Below are 17643 nucleotides of genomic sequence, written 5' to 3'. Positions count from 1 at the left end.
TAGACTCATCTTTAGCACTCTCGGTCTGAGGGTGCTAACCGGTCTTCATCAAGAAAGAGGTCAACCGTGTCGGTTTCCATCAAGCCGCTCGAGGATCGCATCGTCATCAAGCAGATCGAGGCTGAGCAGACGACCGCATCGGGGCTCGTCATCCCCGACACCGCCAAGGAGAAGCCCCAGGAGGGCGAGGTCGTCGCGGTCGGCCCGGGCCGCATCGACGACAACGGCAACCGCGTTCCGCTCGACGTCGCGGTCGGCGACAAGGTGATCTACTCCAAGTACGGCGGAACCGAGGTCAAGTACGCGGGCGAGGAGCTCCTCGTGCTGTCGGCCCGCGACGTGCTCGCGGTCGTCGTCCGCTGACGATCCCTTCCGAGACCGGCTCGTGCGCTTCGGCGCACGGGCCGGTTTTCGCATGCCCGGGGTGGATGCCGCCGCGCGCACGACGGCGGGAATCGGCCGCAGGATGGCAGCCGGGCGCGGCGTGCGGCATGCCCGCACCGGCATAGGCTCAGCAGGTGTCATCCACGAACATCCCGGATTCCGGAGCCGGCGCACCGGCATCCACCGCCGCACTCGACCGCGGCGGCCTGCTCTACGCGGTCGGCGCATACGTGCTCTGGGGCTTCCTGCCCGTCTACTTCATCTCGCTCGCGCCCTCCGGCCCCTTCGAGGTCGTCGCCGCGCGCATCGTCTTCTCGCTCGTCTTCTGCGCGATCCTCATCACCGCCACCCGCAGCTGGCGGCGCCTGGCCGCCCTCTTCTCCGACCGGCGCATCCTCTTCACGATGGGCCTTGCCGGCCTGCTCATCTACATCAACTGGCAGACCTACGTGATCGCGACGCTCAGCGGCCACGTCGTCGAGGCGGCCCTGGGCTACTTCATCAACCCGATCGTGACCGTCTTCCTCGGCGTGCTCGTGCTCCGCGAGCGCCTGAACGTCACGCAGTGGGTCGCCGTGGGCATCTCGCTCGCCGCCGTCGTCGTGCTCGCCGTCGGCTACGGCCAGCCGCCGTGGATCGCCCTCGTGCTCGCGTTCTCGTTCGGCACCTACGGCCTCATCAAGAAGCGCGTGGGGCCGCGAGTGGATGCCGTCTCGGGCCTCACCCTGGAGACCGCCTGGCTCACCCCGCTCGCACTCGTGCAACTCGCCGTCGTCGGTGCGACGACGGGGCTCACCTTCGGCACCGTGAGCGGGTGGCACACCGCGCTGCTCATCGGCTCCGGCATCATCACGGCGGTGCCGTTGCTGCTCTTCGCCGCTGCGAGCCGCCGGCTGCCGCTCATCGCGCTCGGGTTCATCCAGTACTTCGCCCCCGTCATCCAGTTCATCGTCGGCGTGTTCATCCTGCACGAGCCGATGCCGCCGGAGCGGTGGATCGGCTTCGCCCTCGTGTGGCTCGCCCTCATCGTGCTGAGCGCCGATCTCGTGCGCGGGGCCCGCGCCAGGCGGAGATCGGGGCGCTGATCGCCCGTTCGGGGGCCGGGATCCCGCGCCGGACGGGGTGCCAGGTGACGGAGCGGTAACGATTCCGGCCGCGTTACACGCTTGTGACCGGGGTGACTTGTCACCGCCATGCCCGCGGAATACTGTCGAGACCACTGATGCCCGTTCGGGCATCCGGTACCGCACATCCTTCAGTCCCAAGGAGCAACATGAGCGTATTCGCGAAGGCCTCGGCCTCCCGCAAGCGCCGCGGAATCTGGGCGGGCGTGGCCATCACGGCCACGAGCGCCCTGCTGCTTTCCGCGTGCGCATCGGGAGAACAGCCCGCCGAGTCCGAGAGCCAGGGTCCCCGCGAGGACCAGACGCTGAAGATCGGCACCGTGCTGCCGCAGACCGGCGCACTGTCCTTCCTCGGCCCGCCGGAAGAGGCCGGCGTCGGCCTCGCCGTGCAGGACATCAACGAGGCCGACCTCGGCGTCACCGTCGAGGTCGAATGGGGCGACTCGGGCGACCCCGACAACAAGGCCTACGAGACGACCGTGCCGCGACTGCTCAGCGCCGACGTCAACGCGCTCGTCGGTGCCGCCGCATCCGGCGTCACGAAGCTCTTCCTCGACCAGGCGGTCGGCGCCGGCGTGCTCACCTTCTCGCCGGCCAACACCTCGCCCGACTTCACCGACTGGGACGACGACAACCTCTACTGGCGTACGGCTCCGTCCGACCTGCTCCAGGGCGAGGTGCTCGGCAACCAGATCGCCGAAGACGGCGTGTCGAACCTCGGCATCATCTACCTGAACGACGCCTACGGCACCGGTCTCGCGAAGTCGCTCACCGAGAACTTCGAGGGCACCGGCGGCACCGTCGTCGCCTCCGAGTCGTACAACGCCGGCGACACCTCCTTCGACGCCCAGGCGTCGACGGTGCTCGCGGCCAAGCCCGACGCGGTCGCCGTCATCGGCTTCGAGGAGACCTCGACGATCGTCCCGACCTTCGTGTCCGCCGGCTTCGACGGCTCGAAGTTCTACTTCGTCGACGGCAACCTCAAGCAGTGGGGCGGCGACATGCCCGTCTCGATCGCCGGCTCGAAGGGCACCACGCCCGGTCCGAAGCTCTCCGACGACTTCCAGCAGCGCCTGAAGGACTACTGGAAGGCCGAGAACGGCTCCGAGCTCGAGGACTTCACCTACGCGGCCGAGGCGTACGACGCCGTCGTCCTCCTCGCCCTCGCCGCCCTCGCGGCGAACTCGACCGAGGGCGCCGACCTCGCCGCGCAGCTGCAGGAGGTCTCCGGCGGCTCGGGCGACGGTGAGAAGGTCGACAACTTCGCCGACGCCGCCAAGCTCATCCTCGACGGCAAGAAGGTCGACTACGACGGCTACTCGGGCCCGATCACGTTCGACGAGAACGGCGACCCGACCGAGGCGGCCATCGGCGTCTACGAGTTCGGCGACGACAACCTGCACACGCGCATCAACGACTGACGCGCACCACAGCAGTGGAACGGGCTCCGGCTTCGGCCGGGGCCCGTTTCGCGCGCCCGGGGGTGTGTCGCGAAAGCAGGCCGAATCGACCGTGCGTGCGCGAAGGCAGGCCGAATCGGCACCGGCCGGGGTGCGGCGGCCTGCTTTCGGTGCGGGCGCAGTGCGGTGAGTGGATGCCGCGGGGCAGCGAAACGGGGGTGGATGCCCTGCGGCATCCACCCCCGTCGTCGTCGTGTTCAGTCCTGGCCGAGCGTTCCGAGGTAGAGGCCGATGACCTTCGGGTCGTTCAGGAGCTCGCGACCGGTGCCCTGGTAGGCGTCGTGGCCCTGGTCGAGCACGTAGCCGCGGTCGCAGATCTGCAGGCAGCGGCGCGCGTTCTGCTCGACCATGATCGTCGTCACCCCGGCCTTGTTGATGTCGGAGACGCGGATGAAGGCGTCGTCCTGCCGCACGGGCGAGAGGCCGGCGCTCGGTTCGTCGAGCAGCAGCACCGCCGGATCCATCATGAGCGCACGGCTCATCGCGACCATCTGACGCTCGCCGCCCGAGAGGGAGCCGGCGCGCTGCTTCAGGCGCTTGCCGAGCTCGGCGAAGATGCCCGTGACGAACTCGAGGCGCTCGGCGTACGCCCTGGGCTTCTGGTAGAGGCCCATCTGCAGGTTCTCCTCGATGGTGAGCGAGGGGAACACGTTGTTCGTCTGCGGCACGAAGCCGATGCCGCGGGCGACGAGGCGGTCGGACTTCAGGCCGACGACCGATTCGCCGTTGACCCGGATGTCGCCGCCGCGCACCTTCACCATGCCGAAGATCGCCTTCAGCAGGGTCGACTTGCCGGCGCCGTTCGGGCCGATGATGCCGATCAGCTCGCCCTTGGCGGCGGTCAGGTTCGTGCCGGTGAGGATGTTCACGCCCGGCAGGTAGCCGGCGGTGAGGTCCTCGACCTGCACGACCGGTTCGGCGGTCGCCGTGCCGGCGGCGGGCCCGGTCTGCGGCTCGGGGGTGGATGCCGTCTCGCTCACTTGTTCTCCTCCTCGGCCTCTTCGATGGAGGCCTCCACGGCCTCCTCGATTTCTTCGAGCAGTTCCTCGCCGGCCTCGCCGAGCTCGCCGGAGATGCGGCCGGTCACGACGCCGAGGTCGACGTCCTGATGGCTGCCGAGGTACGCGTCGATGACGGCCTGGTCCTGCATGACCGTCTCGGGCGGGCCCTCGGCGACGATGCGGCCCTCGGCCATGACGACGACCCAGTCGGCGATGTGGCGGACCATGTGCATGTCGTGCTCGACGAAGAGCACCGTCATGCCCTCGTCCTTGAGCTCGAGGATGTGGTCGAGCAGGGACTGCGTGAGCGCCGGGTTCACACCCGCCATGGGCTCGTCGAGCATGACGAGCTCGGGGCGGCCCATGAGGGCTCGGGCCATCTCGAGGAGCTTCCGCTGCCCGCCCGAGAGGCTCGCGGCGTAGTCGGCGGCCTTCGCGTCGAGCTTGAAGCGGGCGAGCAGCTCGTGCGCGCGGGCCTCGATCTCGCGGTCCTGCGTGCGCCACAACGCGGGGATGACGCTCGCCCACAGGTGCTCGCCGCGCTGCTTCGTCGCGCCGAGTTTCATGTTCTCGAGCACGGTGAGGAGCGAGAGCGCCTTGGTGAGCTGGAAGGTGCGCACCATGCCCATGCGGGCGACGCGGTAGGCGGGAACCCCGGCCAGCGAGGTGCCGTTGAAACTCCACGAGCCGGTGTTCGGCCGGTCGAAGCCGCACAGCAGGTTGAACAGGGTCGTCTTGCCGGCGCCGTTCGGCCCGATGAGGGCGGTGATCGCCCCGCGCGGGATCTCGAGGTGCTCGACGTCGACGGCGGTCAGGCCGCCGAAGTGCCGGGCGACGTGGTCGGCCACGATGATGGGGTCGACCTTCTTGCATCCGGGTGCGGCATCGCCGGTGTGCAGGCCCGTGCTCTTGGCACGGGGCACCGAGCTGCCGGTGGCGTTACTTGACAAAGGTCAGCTCCCTCTTGTTTCCGAGAATGCCCTGCGGCCGGAAGGCGACGAGCAGCATGAGCGCGACGCCGACGAGGATGAAGCGCAGCGTGCCCGCCTGGATCGGCGTCATCGGCAGCCAGCCGACGGCCGCCATCGCCGGCAGCACGTTGTCGAGGAACGCCATGATCACCCAGAAGATGAGCGCGCCGAGCGCCGGACCGAAGACGGTCGCGGCGCCGCCGAGCAGCAGGATCGTCCAGATGAAGAACGTCAGCGAGGTCGTGTACGTCGCCGGCACCACCGCGGACGGCAGGGCGAAGACGACGCCGCCGAGGGCGCCCATGATGCCGCCGATGATGAGGGCCTGCATCTTGAACGAGAAGACGTTCTTGCCGAGGGCGCGCACGGCGTCCTCATCCTCGCGGATGCCCTTCAGCACCCGGCCCCAGGGGCTGCGCATGAGCAGCCAGACGGCGAGCACCGCGATCGCGAGCAGGATGACGCCGAAGACGCGCACCCACAGCTCGTTCTGGTTGTACGTCCACGGCCCGAACCCGTAGGTGCCCTCGGGGAACGGGTTCGCGTCGCGGAAGCCCTGGTGGTACCCGGAGAGGCCGTCGGCGGAGTTCGTGTACTCGTCGAAGACCTGCGTCGTGAAGAGCAGGCGCACGATCTCGGCGGCCGCGATCGTCACGATCGCGAGATAGTCGGCCCGCAGCCTGAGCGTCGGGATGCCGAGGATGAGCGCGAACACGACGGCGCCGAGGATGGAGACGAACATCGCCGCCCACCAGGGCAGCCCGAAGGTCAGGATCGAGATCGCGTAGCCGTAGGCGCCGATGGCCATGAAGCCGGCCATGCCGAAGTTCAGCAGGCCCGCATAGCCGAAGTGCACGGCCAGGCCGGTCGCGGCGAGCGCGTAGGCGATCGTGGTCGGGCTGAACAGCCAGCCCGCGGTGCTGTTGAAGATTTGGCCCCAGTCCATGACGCCCTCCTAACCCAGTCGCTCTCGGCGGCCGAGGATGCCCTGCGGCCGGAACATGAGGATGACGATGAGCACGACGAGCGCGCCCACGTATTTGATGTCCGGCGGCAGCCAGAGCGTCGAGATCTCCACGAGCAGGCCGACGATGATCGCGCCGACGAGGGCGCCGAACGCGGTGCCGAGGCCGCCGAGGATGACCGCGGCGAAGATCAGCAGCAGGATGTGCATGCCCATGTCCCACTTCACGCCGGGGCGGAAGTAGGCCCAGAGGATGCCGGCGAGACCGGCGAGCACGGCGGCGAGGATCCACACGATGCGGATCACGCGATCCACGTCGATGCCGCTGGCGGCGGCCAGGGCCGGGTTGTCGCTGATCGCGCGGGTCGCCTTGCCGATGCGGGTGCGGGTCAGCCAGATCGCGACGGCGATGAGGACGACGATCGAGGTGCCCATCGAGACCATGTCGATGACGGAGAGCTTGATGGGCCCGAAGAGCTCGATCTTCGCCGCTCCGGCGCCCGGCAGCTGGTAGGTCTTGCCGCCGATGAAGAACTGGAACACGTATCGCAGCGCGAGCGAGAGACCGATGCTGACGATCATCAGCGGGATGAGCCCCAGGCCCTTGCGCCGCAGGGGGCGCCAGAGCCCGGCATCCATCGCCCAGCCGAAGACGCCCGAGAGGATCAGCGCCACGAGGATCGCGAGCCACAGCGGCAGGTTCAGGATGACCCCGAACACGAGCGCCATGATCGCCCCGAAGGTGACCATCTCGGCATGGGCGAAGTTCGTCAGGCCCGTGGTGCCGAAGATGAGGGAGACGCCGATCGCGGCCAGCGCGAGCAGCAGACCGAAGTTCAGCCCGTTGAAGATGCGTTCGACGAACTGGTCGGCGAAACTCGTCGTCTCGCGCACGCCCTCGCCGAGGAACAGGTTCACGACCTTCGTCTGCGTGAGGCCGAACTCCACCTCCTGCGAGGCCGAGTCGCCCTCGACGATGATGCCCTTCGGCAGCGTCGATTCGTCGACCGTGAGCGTGTACTTCGCCTTCTCGGGCACGCCGATCTTCCAGCGGCCCTCGACGTCGGTGTCGACGGTCTCCTTGAAACCGCCGCCGTCGATCGTGATGGCGACGCCCTCCAGCGGTTTGTCGTCGAGTTTGACGATTCCGCTGAAGTGATAGTCGTACTCCTCGGATCCCGAGGCCGTACTCCCATCGTCCGCCACCGCAGGGGACGCTGCGATGCCGGACAGAGTGAGTGCGGCCAAGAGTGCTCCGAGGAGGATGAGCCACCTGGCGGGGGATCGCCTGGTGACGGCTTGCGTGGGTTCCACTGCACCTCCAAGGGGAAGCCGAACGGCCCGCGGGACATTCGGGTTCCGTAACTTCCCTATCGACTTCGGCGTCGACAGTACGTGCCGATTATGTCCCATGTGTTTCGCGCGTGCACATCGACGGCCGATACCGTTACGCATCCGTCGCCGGAGCCCGATCCCGAGCGAAGCCCGTGAGGAGGGGCCGCGCGGGAATGCCCCGGCCGCACGGTCGTTTAACATTGATGAACGCGGCCTGCGCCGGGCCGCGCGACGCGTGTCGACGAGAGGATCACATGGACCAGGCAGACCCCTTCGGGCTCATCGGACTCACCTACGACGACGTGCTCCTGCTGCCCGGTCATACCGACGTCATCCCGAGCGAAGCCGACACGACCTCGCGCCTCACGCGCAACATCTCCGTCGCCACCCCGCTGCTGTCGGCGGCGATGGACACCGTCACCGAGACCCGCATGGCCGTGGCGATGGCGCGCCAGGGCGGCATCGGCATCCTGCACCGCAACCTCTCGATCGCCGACCAGGCCGACATGGTGGATCGCGTCAAGCGCAGCGAGTCGGGCATGATCACGAACCCCGTCACGATCGGCCCCGACGCGAGCGTCGCCGACGTCGACCGCCTGTGCGGCACCTACCGGGTCAGCGGCCTGCCGGTGGTGGACGAGGAGGGCATCCTCGTCGGCATCATCACCAACCGCGACATGCGCTTCGTCTCCGACTTCGAGAAGGCCTCCACGAAGGTCTCCGCGGTCATGACGAAGACCCCGCTCATCACGGGCCGCGTCGGCATGAATCCCGACGAGGCGCTCGCGATCTTCGCCGAGCGCAAGATCGAGAAGCTGCCGCTCGTCGACGACGCCGGGCGCCTGACCGGCCTCATCACCGTCAAGGACTTCGACAAGTCGGAGCAGTACCCGAACGCCACGAAGGATGCCGAGGGGCGCCTGCGGGTCGGCGCGGCGATGGGCTTCTTCGGCGACGCCTGGGAGCGGGCCGAGGCGCTCCGCGACGCCGGCGTCGACGTGCTCGTCGTCGACACCGCCAACGGAGAGTCGGCCGGCGTGCTCGACATCATCCGCCGGCTGAAGGCCGACGCCTCGTTCGCCGGCATCGACATCATCGGCGGTAACGTCGCCACCTACGAGGGCGCCAAGGCGCTCGTGGATGCGGGTGCGGATGCCGTGAAGGTCGGGGTTGGCCCCGGGTCCATCTGCACCACCCGCGTCGTCGCGGGTGTCGGCGTGCCGCAGATCACCGCCGTGTACGAGGCGTCGAAGGCGACGAAGCCGGCCGGGGTGCCGCTCATCGCCGACGGCGGCCTGCAGTACTCGGGCGACATCGCCAAGGCCCTCGTCGCCGGCGCCGACACGGTCATGCTGGGCTCCCTGCTCGCCGGCACCGCCGAGAGCCCCGGCGAGCTCGTCTTCCAGAACGGCAAGCAGTTCAAGACGTACCGCGGCATGGGCTCGCTCGGCGCCCTGCAGACGCGCGGCAAGAAGACCTCGTACTCCCGCGACCGCTACTTCCAGGCGGACGTGCCGAGCGACGACAAGCTCATCCCCGAGGGCATCGAGGGGCAGGTGGCCTACCGCGGTCCGCTCTCGGCCGTCGCCTATCAGCTCATCGGCGGGCTGCGGCAGTCGATGTTCTACGTCGGCGCCCGCACCGTGCCGGAGCTGAAGCAGAACGGCCGCTTCGTGCGGATCACGCCCGCCGGCCTGAAGGAGTCGCACCCCCACGACGTGCAGTTCGTCGTGGAGGCGCCGAACTACACCAGATGATCCCTACCCCTGCGCATCCGCGAGGCGCGTGATCGCCTCGCCGAGCACCTCGGGGGAGCAGGCGAAGTTCAGGCGTACGAAGCCCTTCCCGGCGGTGCCGAACGAGGGGCCGTTGCCGAGGGCGACGCGGGCGTGCTCGAGGGCGTATGCGGCGGGGTCGTCGCCCCAGCCGAGCGCGGAGAGGTCGAGCCAGGCCAGGTAGCCCGCCTCGGGCATCCGGTACCTGACGCCAGGCAGCTCTTCGGCGAGGAGGTCGGCGAGCAGGCGCCGGTTGTCGTCGAGGCTGCCGAGCACGCCGTCGAGCCACGGGCCGCCCTCCCGGAAGGCGGCGGTGCCGGCGATCACGCCGAACTGGCTCGCGCGCCAGAACACCTCGTACGGCATCGCGGCGACGAGGGCGTCGACGCGTTCGGACGCCGAGACCATGAGGGCGCATTTCAGGCCGGCGACGTTGAAGGCCTTGCTCGCGGAGGTGACGGCGATGCCGTGCTCGCGGGCGGCGTCGGAGACGGCGAGGAACGGCGTGTACGGCGTCGCCGGCTGGGAGAGCGGGCCGTGGACCTCGTCGGAGACGATGAGCGCGCCGTGGCGGGCGGCGATGTCGGCGAGGGCGGCGAGCTCCTCGCGCGGCCAGACGCGGCCGATCGGGTTGTGCGGGTTGCACAGCAGCATCGCGCGGGCGCCGGCGGCGAAGGCGGCGTCGATGCCGTCGAGGTCGAGCGACCAGCCCTCGTGGATGCCGCCGGCCAGCGGCACCTCGATGACCTCGCAGCCGGCCTCGGGCGGCAGGTCGAAGAACGGCGGGTAGATGGGCGGGGCGACGACGACGCGGTCGCCGGGCTCGGTCGCCTGCCGCAGGATCTCGACGATCGCCATGCTGACGTCGGCGGTCATGGTGACGCGGGCCGGATCCACCTGCCAGCCGAGCCGGCGGTCTGCGAACCCGGCGAATGCCGCGGCGATGCCGGCGGGGCCGGGCACGTATCCCGTGTCGGATCGGTCGACGGCGGCGTGCAGGGCACGGGCGACGGGTTCGGCGAGCGGGTAGTCCATTTCGGCGACCGGCAGCGGCAGCACGTCGGCGGGCACGTCGTGCCACTTCTCGCTCGTGCGGGAGCGGAGGCGGTCGAGGGGTTCGGCTTCAACACGGTTCACGGGGCTCACCCCTCCAGCATGCGCCTTCGCGGGGGTGATCGGAACCTACGTCACCAGACGACGCCGCCGCCGACCGAGATGCCGCCCCAGGTGAGGGCGATGAAGATCGCCGCGAACACGACGGACGCGATCGGGCGGGAGCACGTCGAGAACGCCCGCCCGATCGCCGCGTCGGAGCCGTCAGCGCTTGCCGACGAGCGCGCGGCTCACGATGTCGCGCATGATCTCGTTCGAACCGCCGTAGATGCGGTGCACGCGGGCGTCGGCGAAGGCGCGCGCGATCGGGTACTCGAGGATGTAGCCGTAGCCGCCGAAGAGCTGCAGGCAGGCATCCAGCACCTCCCACTCGCGTTCGGTCGTCCAGAACTTGACCTTCGCGGCCTCCTCGGCCGAGAGCTCGCCGTTCGCGTACGCGCGCATGGCCCGGTCGATGTACGCCCACAGCGCGTCGACCGTCGCGGCGACGTCGGCGAGCTGGAAACGCGTGTTCTGGAAGTCGGCGATGCGCGAGCCGAACGCTTCGCGTTCGCGCACGTACGCGAGCGTCCAGTCGAGGGCCGCCTGCGCAGCGGCCACCCCGGCGACGCCGATCGAGAGGCGCTCGAGGGGGAGGTTGCGCATGAGCTGCACGAAACCGTGGCCCTCCTCGCCGCCCAGCAGGTTCTCGTCGGGAACGAAGACGTCGGTGAACGAGAGCTCGGCGGTGTCGTGGCCGTGGAAGCCGATCTTCTCGAGCTTCTTGCCGTGCTCGAAGCCCGGTGCGCCGTCTTCGACGAGGACGATGCTGAACGCATCGGGCCGGTTGCCCTCGCCGGTCTTCACGAACGTCACGACGACATCGGCGGTCGCACCCGACGAGATGAACGTCTTCGCACCGTTCACGAGGTATCCGCCGTCGACCTTCTTCGCCGTCGTGCGGATGCCGCGCAGATCGGAGCCCGCACCGGGCTCGGTCATCGCGAGCGCGCCGACGACCTCGGCCGTCGCCATCCGGGGCAGCCACTTCGCCTGCTGCTCGGGCGTGCCCATGTGCACGAGATAGGGCACGGCGAGGTCATCCTGGATGCCGAACGCACCCGCGAGCGACCCGGCGCCCGCCGCGATGATCTCCTCGTTCACGACGGCGCGGAACCGGTAGTCCTGCAGCATGCCGCCGCCGCCGAACTCCTCGGGCACCGAGAGGCCGAGGATGCCGGCTTCGGCGGCCGCCTTCATGGTGTCGCGGTCGACCTCGCCGTTCGCATCCCAGCGTTCGCGGTCGGCGTTCGTGACATGCCGTTTCACGAAGTCCCGCACCAGATCGCGGAACGCCTCGTGGTCTTCGTCGTAGATGTCGCGCTCCATCGCGTGACCCCTTCTCGTCGTCGAGTCCACCCCGAGCCGAGCGCGTCGGGGCCTGTGCAGCGATCCTAGAGGGGGCGACCGACGCGGGGCCATGCGTGTATCCTGAACGGCTGCCTCGGCGCCGCCTCGCATCGGCCATCCGGCGTGCGACGCGAATCGGAAACGGATCGTCCCATGGGCTTCATCGACGTCAACGGCATCTCGTTCTCGCTGCCGGACGGCCGGCCGCTGCTCTCCGAACTCTCGTTCCGCGTCGGCGAGGGCACCGTCACCGCCCTGATCGGCGCGAACGGCGCCGGGAAGACGACGCTCACCCGCATCGTCCGCGGCGAGCTGCGCCCCGACGAGGGCAGCGTGCAGCTCGACGGCGGGCTCGGCGTCATGGACCAGTTCGTCGGCACCGGTCGCACGGTCGACGGCGTCGACGAGTCGGTCGCCGGGCTGCTCGTCTCGGTCGCGCCGCCGCGCATCCGCACCGCCGCGATCGAGCTCGAGGCGGCCGAGGACGCGCTCATCGAACGCGACGAGACCGACACGCAGATGCGGTACGCGTCCGCGCTCGCCGAATACGCCGAGGCGGGCGGCTACGAGCAGGAGGTCGTCTGGGACCACTGCACGTCGGCCGCGCTCGGCATCCCGTTCGAACGGTCGAAGCGCCGCGCGCTCGCGACCCTCTCCGGCGGCGAGCAGAAGCGGCTCGCCCTCGAGGCGCTGTTGCGCGGACCCGAGCAGGTGCTGCTGCTCGACGAGCCCGACAACTCCCTCGACGTGCCCGGCAAGCGCTGGCTCGAGGCCGAGTTGCGGGCGACGCCGAAAACGGTGCTGCTCGTCTCGCACGACCGCGAACTGCTCGCGAACGCGGCCGACCGCATCGTCACCCTCGAAGCCGGTGCCGCCGGCAGCACGGCGTGGGTGCACGGCGCCGGGTTCGAGGGCTACCACGAGGCGCGCGAGGCCCGCTTCGCACGCCTGGACGAACTGCGGCGCCGGTGGGACGAGCAGCACGCGGCCCTCAAGCGGCTCGTGGCGACCCTCAAGGTGAAGGCGGCCTCGAACGACGACATGGCCTCGCGCTATCGCGCGGCGCAGACGCGCCTGCGCAAGTTCGAGGAGGCGGGGCCGCCCGAGGAACGCCCGCCGTCGCAGGCCGTCTCGATGCGCCTGCGCGGCGCGCGCACCGGCAAGCGCGCGCTCGTGTGCGAGGGGCTCGAGCTCACGGGCCTCATGCGGCCCTTCGACCTCGAGGTCTGGTACGGCGACCGCGTCGCCGTGCTCGGCTCGAACGGCTCGGGCAAGTCGCACTTCCTGCGGCTGCTGGCCGGTGGCGGCACGGAACCGGATCGCACGCTCGGGCACGTCACGAGCGTCGGCGAGGCGCTGCCGCGCGTGCCGCACGGGGGCCGCGCGATGCTCGGCGCCCGCGTCGTGCCGGGCTGGTTCGCGCAGAACCACGAGCATCCCGAGTTCCGGCGGCGAACGCTGCTCGACATCCTGCACCGCGGCGACGCCGAACGCGACGGCATGGCGCGCGAGGCGGCGAGCGCGGCGCTCGACCGCTACGGGCTCGCCGCGGCCGCCGAGCAGCGCTTCGAATCGCTCTCGGGCGGTCAGCAGGCGCGGCTGCAGATCCTGCTGCTGGAGCTCTCGGGGGCGACGATGCTGCTGCTCGACGAGCCGACGGACAACCTCGACCTCGTCTCGGCCGAGGCGCTCGAGGATGCGCTGTCGCGTTTCGACGGCACGGTGCTCGCGGTCACCCACGACCGCTGGTTCGCGCGCGGCTTCGATCGGTTCCTCGTCTTCCGCGAGGACGGCGAGGTCGTCGAGGCGGATGCCCCGGTGTGGGATGAAGGGCGGGTGGCGCGGGCGCGCTGAGCGGTGCTCCGCACCGTCCGGCACCGCCGGATCGGTGTCGGTGGGCGTTCGCTAGGGTTGAGTGGTGAGCCAGGAGATCGAGATCGGCCGCTCCAAGAGCGGTCGGCGCGTGTATGCATTCGACGACGTCGCGATCGTGCCGAGCCGGCGCACGCGCGACCCCGAAGACGTATCGGTGTCGTGGTCGATCGACGCCTACCAGTTCGACATCCCGTTCCTGGCCGCGCCGATGGACTCCGTCGTGTCGCCGCAGACGGCGATCATGATGGGCGAGCTCGGCGGCCTCGGCGTGCTCGACCTCGAAGGCCTCTGGACGCGCTACGAAGACCCGGAGCGGGTGCTCGCCGAGATCCGCTCCCTGCCCGACGAGCAGACGACGGTGCGGATGCAGCAGCTCTACTCCGAACCCGTCAAGCCCGAGCTCGTCACCGAGCGCCTCGCCGAGATCCGCGCCGCCGGGGTCACCGTCGCCGGCGCCCTCTCGCCGCAGCGCACGCAGGAGCTCTACGAGACCGTCGTCGCCGCCGGCGTCGACCTCTTCGTCATCCGCGGCACCACCGTCTCGGCCGAGCACGTCTCCAAGAACCAGGAACCGCTGAACCTCAAGAAGTTCATCTACGAACTCGACGTGCCCGTCATCGTCGGCGGCGCCGCCACCTACACGGCCGCCCTGCACCTCATGCGCACCGGCGCCGCCGGGGTGCTCGTCGGCTTCGGCGGCGGCGCGGCATCCACCACCCGCACCGCCCTCGGCATCCACGCGCCCATGGCCACCGCCGTCGCCGACGTCGCCGGCGCCCGTCGCGACTACCTCGACGAATCGGGCGGACGCTACGTGCACGTCATCGCCGACGGCGGCCTCGGCACCTCCGGCGACATCGTCAAGGCCGTCGCATGCGGGGCGGATGCCGTCATGCTCGGCTCCGTGCTCGCACGCGCCACCGACGCACCCGGCGGCGGTTACCACTGGGGCGCCGAAGCGCACCACCCGAAACTGCCGCGCGGCCGCCGCGTGCAGGTCGGGCAGACCGCCTCGCTCGAAGAAGTGCTCTACGGGCCGGCGCCCACCACCGACGGCACCGCGAACCTCGTCGGCGCACTGAAGCGCTCCATGGCGACCACCGGGTACTCGGACCTCAAGGAGTTCCAGCGCGTCGAAGTCGTCGTCGCACCCTACGGTTCGTAACCGCCCGCTCCTCCTCGCCCGCCCCGGGCCGCCGCGCCGCGGCGGATCGCCCGACGAACGCGCGCGCCGGGGCTGGCCCGCGCCCCGCCGCACGGGTACCGTGAAGAGTGCGGCGGCGGAGCGGGCCGCCAGGGGGAGGCGACATGGCCAAGGACGAATCCGCGCGGGCGAAGCCGGCGGGCAAGACGAGCGGCGCGAAGACCGGAGCGGCGAAGACCGGAGCGGCGAAGCCGGCGGCACGCACGGCCGCTGCGAAGGGCGCGCGATCCACCGCCGCACGCTCCACGAAACTCGGGCCCGCCGAACGGGCAGCCGCCATCCAGCGGCTGAAAGAGAAGGAACTCGACGTCCTCGTCATCGGCGGCGGCGTCGTCGGCACCGGCAGCGCGCTCGACGCCGTCACGCGGGGCCTGTCCACCGGCCTCCTCGAAGCCCGCGACTGGGCATCCGGCACCTCCAGCCGCTCCTCGAAACTCATCCACGGCGGCATCCGCTACCTCGAACAACTCGACTTCCACCTCGTGCGCGAAGCACTCATCGAACGCGGGCTGCTGCTGCAACGCATCGCCCCGCACCTCGTGAAACCCGTCAGATTCCTCTACCCCCTCAAGAAGCACGTCATCGAACGCTTCTACATCGGCAGCGGCATGCTGCTCTACGACGCCTTCAGCTACACCGGCGGCCGCCCGCCCGGCGTGCCCCACCACCGCCACCTCTCTCGGCGGCAGGTGCTGCGCTCGGCACCCTCGATCGCACCGAACGCCCTCGTCGGCGGGCTCACCTACTACGACGCGCAGGTCGACGACGCCCGCTACGTCGCCTCCCTCGCCCGCACCGCCTCCTCGTACGGGGCGCACGTCGCCAGCCGCGTCAACGTCGAAGGGTTCCTGAAGGTCGGCGAACGCGTCGTCGGCGTCAAAGCCCACGACCTCGAAACCGGCGAACGCTTCGAGGTGCGCGCCAAGCAGGTCGTGAACGCCACCGGCGTGTGGACCGACGACACGCAGCGGATGGTGGGGGAGCGCGGCACGTTCCACGTGCGGGCGTCCAAGGGCATCCACCTGCTCGTGCCCCGCGACCGCTTCCAGTCGAACATGGGCCTGCTGCTGCGGACCGAGAAGAGCGTGCTGTTCGTCATCCCATGGGGCCGGCACTGGATCGTCGGCACCACCGACACCGACTGGCACCTCGACAAGGCGCACCCCGCCGCCACCGCCGCCGACATCGACTACGTGCTCGAACACGTCAACTCCGTGCTCAGCGTGCCCCTCACCCGCGAAGACGTCGAGGGCGTCTACGCCGGCCTCCGGCCGCTGCTCGCCGGCGAGAGCGACAACACCTCGCAACTCTCGCGCGAGCACATCGTCGCCCACACGGTGCCCGGGCTCGTCGTCGTCGCAGGCGGCAAATTCACCACCTACCGGATCATGGCCAAGGACGCCGTGGATGCCGCCGCCGACGCCCTCGACGGGCGCATCCCGGCATCCACCACCGCCGATATCGCCCTGCTCGGCGCCGAGGGCTACCAGGCGGCCTGGAACAAGCGCGGCAAGATCGCCCGCGCCTTCGGCGTGCACAAAGTGCGCATCGAACACCTGCTGAACCGGTACGGCACCATGACCGACGAACTGCTCGACCTCATCCGCTCCGACCCCGCGCTCGGCGAAGCGCTGCCGGGCGCCGACGACTACCTCGCCGCCGAAGTCGTCTACGCCGCCACCCACGAGGGCGCGCTGCACCTCGACGACGTGCTCGCACGCCGCACCCGCATCTCGATCGAGGCGTGGGACCGCGGCGTCTCGGCCGCGCCCGTCGCCGCGAAGCTCATGGGCGACGTGCTCGGGTGGGACGCGGCGCGCGTGAAGCTCGAAGTCGAACGCTACCTGGAACGCGTCGCCGCCGAACGCGAATCGCAGCTGCAGCCCGACGACGAATCCGCCGACCGCGTGCGACTGGAGGCGCCCGACATCGTGCAGGTGGACTGAGGGGGCGGGGCACCGGCGGGGGTCTCGATACGGCGCTGCGCGCCTACTCGACCGGCGGTGGCGGGGGTCTCGATACGGCGCTGGCGCGCCTACTCGACCGGCGGTCGAGTAGCGACGAAGGAGCGTATCGAGACCTTCGCACCGGGTCTCGATACGGCGCTGCGCGCCTACTCGAGCGGCGGGGGCGGCGCTGCGCGCCTACTCGACCGGCGTGGGCGGGGGTCTCGATACGGCGCTGCGCGCCTACTCGACCGGCGGGGTCAGGTGGCGAGGAGGAGCCAGACGAGGATGCCGTTGTAGGCGGCGTGGGCGAGGATCGCCGCGCCGAGGCGGCCGGTGAGGACGGTCGCGGTTCCGGCGGCGAGGCCGAGGAACAGCGTCGACGCGAAGGTCACCGCCATCGAGGCCGGGCTTCGGGCGGCGCTGTCGGCCAGGTGCAGCAGGGCGAAGACGAGCGCCGGCACGGCGACCGCGGCGATGGATGCCCGGAGCAGCGGCGCCGGGTGCGCGCCGCCGGGCGCGGCGGCGTCGGCGGGCGCACCGCCGCCGGGCGCGGCGCCGGCCGAGGGGCGCGGCCCGGCATCCACTCGGGGGAAGGTGCGCAGCGTCGCGCGGAGGAGGAGGCCGCGGAAGAAGAGCTCCTCGATGAGGGGGCCGGCGAGCACGGTCGCGAAGAGGAGGCCGAAGAGCACGGCGAAGGCGCCGGGCTGGATGAAGGCGCCGGATCCCGAGGTGCGGCCGTAGGCGGCGAGTTCGATGAGGCTCGTCACGGCGCGGGCGACGAGGCCGAGGCCGAGGCCCCAGAGCACGTCGATCCAGGCGAAGCGGAGACCGAGGTCGCGCACGGGGGAGCGGGTTCCGCGCACCACGGCGACCGTGCAGGCGGCCAGCAGCGGCACCCAGACGGCGAGGTAGGCGCCGGCGAGGGCGAGTTCGCCGGGCATGACGACGGTGCGGGTGAGCCAGGACCATCCACCCCCGAGCACGAGGGCCGCCGCGATACCCGACGCCGCCTCGATGAGCCCCCAACTTCGCGGATACGCGCGGCGGGGTGCGCGCGGGCCGTTCGGCGCGATACCTTGGGGATCGACCACGCTCGACA

Annotated in this window: 14 protein-coding genes; 7 read left to right on the top strand and 7 right to left on the bottom strand. The window is 70.4% G+C overall.

Annotated elements, in window-relative coordinates:
• Nucleotides 1-66 precede the first annotated feature (66 nt).
• The 3 genes from groES (at nt 67) to G127AT_RS04320 (ending at nt 2929) form a co-directional block, all read left to right on the top strand.
• Nucleotides 67-363 carry a co-chaperone GroES gene (groES, locus tag G127AT_RS04330; RefSeq protein WP_210900296.1) on the top strand — a complete coding sequence of 99 codons (297 nt, stop codon included), beginning with the start codon at nt 67-69 and terminating at the stop codon, nt 361-363.
• A 170-nt stretch (nt 364-533) separates the two neighbouring features.
• The gene (rarD, locus tag G127AT_RS04325; protein ID WP_210901830.1) at nt 534-1469 is read left to right on the top strand and encodes an EamA family transporter RarD; all 936 of its coding nucleotides are present in this window, start codon (nt 534-536) and stop codon (nt 1467-1469) included.
• A gap of 188 nt (nt 1470-1657) precedes the next feature.
• The gene (locus G127AT_RS04320; RefSeq protein WP_210900293.1) at nt 1658-2929 is read left to right on the top strand and encodes an ABC transporter substrate-binding protein; all 1272 of its coding nucleotides are present in this window, start codon (nt 1658-1660) and stop codon (nt 2927-2929) included.
• A 236-nt stretch (nt 2930-3165) separates the two neighbouring features.
• On the opposite strand, the gene G127AT_RS04315 is transcribed toward G127AT_RS04320, so the two are convergent.
• From G127AT_RS04315 to G127AT_RS04300, 4 genes are read right to left on the bottom strand one after another with little or no spacing between them, the layout of a single operon-like run.
• Nucleotides 3166-3948: an ABC transporter ATP-binding protein gene (locus G127AT_RS04315; RefSeq protein WP_425305882.1), complete on the bottom strand. Its 783-nt coding sequence runs from the start codon at nt 3946-3948 to the stop codon at nt 3166-3168.
• The gene (locus G127AT_RS04310) at nt 3945-4919 is read right to left on the bottom strand and encodes an ABC transporter ATP-binding protein (protein WP_210900290.1); all 975 of its coding nucleotides are present in this window, start codon (nt 4917-4919) and stop codon (nt 3945-3947) included. Before G127AT_RS04310 ends, G127AT_RS04315 begins: the two co-directional genes overlap by 4 nt.
• Nucleotides 4909-5886 carry a branched-chain amino acid ABC transporter permease gene (locus tag G127AT_RS04305; protein WP_210900287.1) on the bottom strand — a complete coding sequence of 326 codons (978 nt, stop codon included), beginning with the start codon at nt 5884-5886 and terminating at the stop codon, nt 4909-4911. The genes G127AT_RS04310 and G127AT_RS04305 overlap by 11 nt, the downstream gene beginning before the upstream one ends.
• Nucleotides 5887-5895: 9 nt before the next feature.
• A complete protein-coding gene (locus G127AT_RS04300) occupies nt 5896-7170 on the bottom strand; it encodes a branched-chain amino acid ABC transporter permease (protein ID WP_425305896.1) in 1275 nt (424 codons plus the stop codon).
• Nucleotides 7171-7493: 323 nt separating this feature from the next.
• On the opposite strand from G127AT_RS04300, the gene guaB reads away from it, so the two are divergent.
• Nucleotides 7494-8996 (top strand): IMP dehydrogenase, encoded by a 1503-nt coding sequence (gene guaB / locus G127AT_RS04295; protein WP_210900281.1) that lies wholly within the window; start codon nt 7494-7496, stop codon nt 8994-8996.
• A gap of 3 nt (nt 8997-8999) precedes the next feature.
• Here the strand turns inward: guaB and G127AT_RS04290 are convergent, their stop codons facing one another.
• Complete coding sequence (locus G127AT_RS04290) at nt 9000-10151, bottom strand: MalY/PatB family protein (protein ID WP_210900278.1); 1152 nt, start codon at nt 10149-10151, stop codon at nt 9000-9002.
• 180 nt (nt 10152-10331) lie between these two features.
• The gene (locus G127AT_RS04285; protein ID WP_210900275.1) at nt 10332-11495 is read right to left on the bottom strand and encodes an acyl-CoA dehydrogenase family protein; all 1164 of its coding nucleotides are present in this window, start codon (nt 11493-11495) and stop codon (nt 10332-10334) included.
• Nucleotides 11496-11669: 174 nt separating this feature from the next.
• Here G127AT_RS04285 and G127AT_RS04280 point away from each other — a divergent pair, with 174 nt between their 5' ends.
• The 3 genes from G127AT_RS04280 (at nt 11670) to G127AT_RS04270 (ending at nt 16541) form a co-directional block, all read left to right on the top strand.
• Complete coding sequence (locus tag G127AT_RS04280; protein ID WP_210900272.1) at nt 11670-13370, top strand: ABC-F family ATP-binding cassette domain-containing protein; 1701 nt, start codon at nt 11670-11672, stop codon at nt 13368-13370.
• Between the two features lie 61 nt (nt 13371-13431).
• Nucleotides 13432-14556 (top strand): GuaB3 family IMP dehydrogenase-related protein, encoded by a 1125-nt coding sequence (locus G127AT_RS04275; RefSeq protein ID WP_210900269.1) that lies wholly within the window; start codon nt 13432-13434, stop codon nt 14554-14556.
• Between the two features lie 143 nt (nt 14557-14699).
• The gene (locus G127AT_RS04270; RefSeq protein WP_210900266.1) at nt 14700-16541 is read left to right on the top strand and encodes a glycerol-3-phosphate dehydrogenase/oxidase; all 1842 of its coding nucleotides are present in this window, start codon (nt 14700-14702) and stop codon (nt 16539-16541) included.
• A gap of 260 nt (nt 16542-16801) precedes the next feature.
• Here the strand turns inward: G127AT_RS04270 and G127AT_RS04265 are convergent, their stop codons facing one another.
• Nucleotides 16802-17635, bottom strand: a complete 834-nt coding sequence (locus G127AT_RS04265) for a CPBP family intramembrane glutamic endopeptidase (RefSeq protein WP_210900263.1) — start codon at nt 17633-17635, stop codon at nt 16802-16804.
• Between the last annotated feature and the right edge of the window lie 8 nt (nt 17636-17643).

Origin of the sequence: Agromyces archimandritae, from assembly GCF_018024495.1 — a bacterium.
GTDB classification, from domain to species: Bacteria; Actinomycetota; Actinomycetes; order Actinomycetales; family Microbacteriaceae; genus Agromyces; species Agromyces archimandritae.
This window is presented reverse-complemented; position numbering and strand designations above follow the sequence as displayed.

Excerpts from the sequence above, each read along its gene's own strand:
- G127AT_RS04270 (WP_210900266.1), top strand. The coding sequence starts at position 14,700 with ATGGCCAAGGACGAATCCGCGCGGGCGAAGCCGGCGGGCAAGACGAGC.
- G127AT_RS04320 (WP_210900293.1), top strand. The coding sequence starts at position 1,658 with ATGAGCGTATTCGCGAAGGCCTCGGCCTCCCGCAAGCGCCGCGGAATC.
- G127AT_RS04280 (WP_210900272.1), top strand. The coding sequence starts at position 11,670 with ATGGGCTTCATCGACGTCAACGGCATCTCGTTCTCGCTGCCGGACGGC.
- G127AT_RS04305 (WP_210900287.1), bottom strand. The coding sequence starts at position 5,886 with ATGGACTGGGGCCAAATCTTCAACAGCACCGCGGGCTGGCTGTTCAGC.
- guaB (WP_210900281.1), top strand. The coding sequence starts at position 7,494 with ATGGACCAGGCAGACCCCTTCGGGCTCATCGGACTCACCTACGACGAC.
- G127AT_RS04285 (WP_210900275.1), bottom strand. The coding sequence starts at position 11,495 with ATGGAGCGCGACATCTACGACGAAGACCACGAGGCGTTCCGCGATCTG.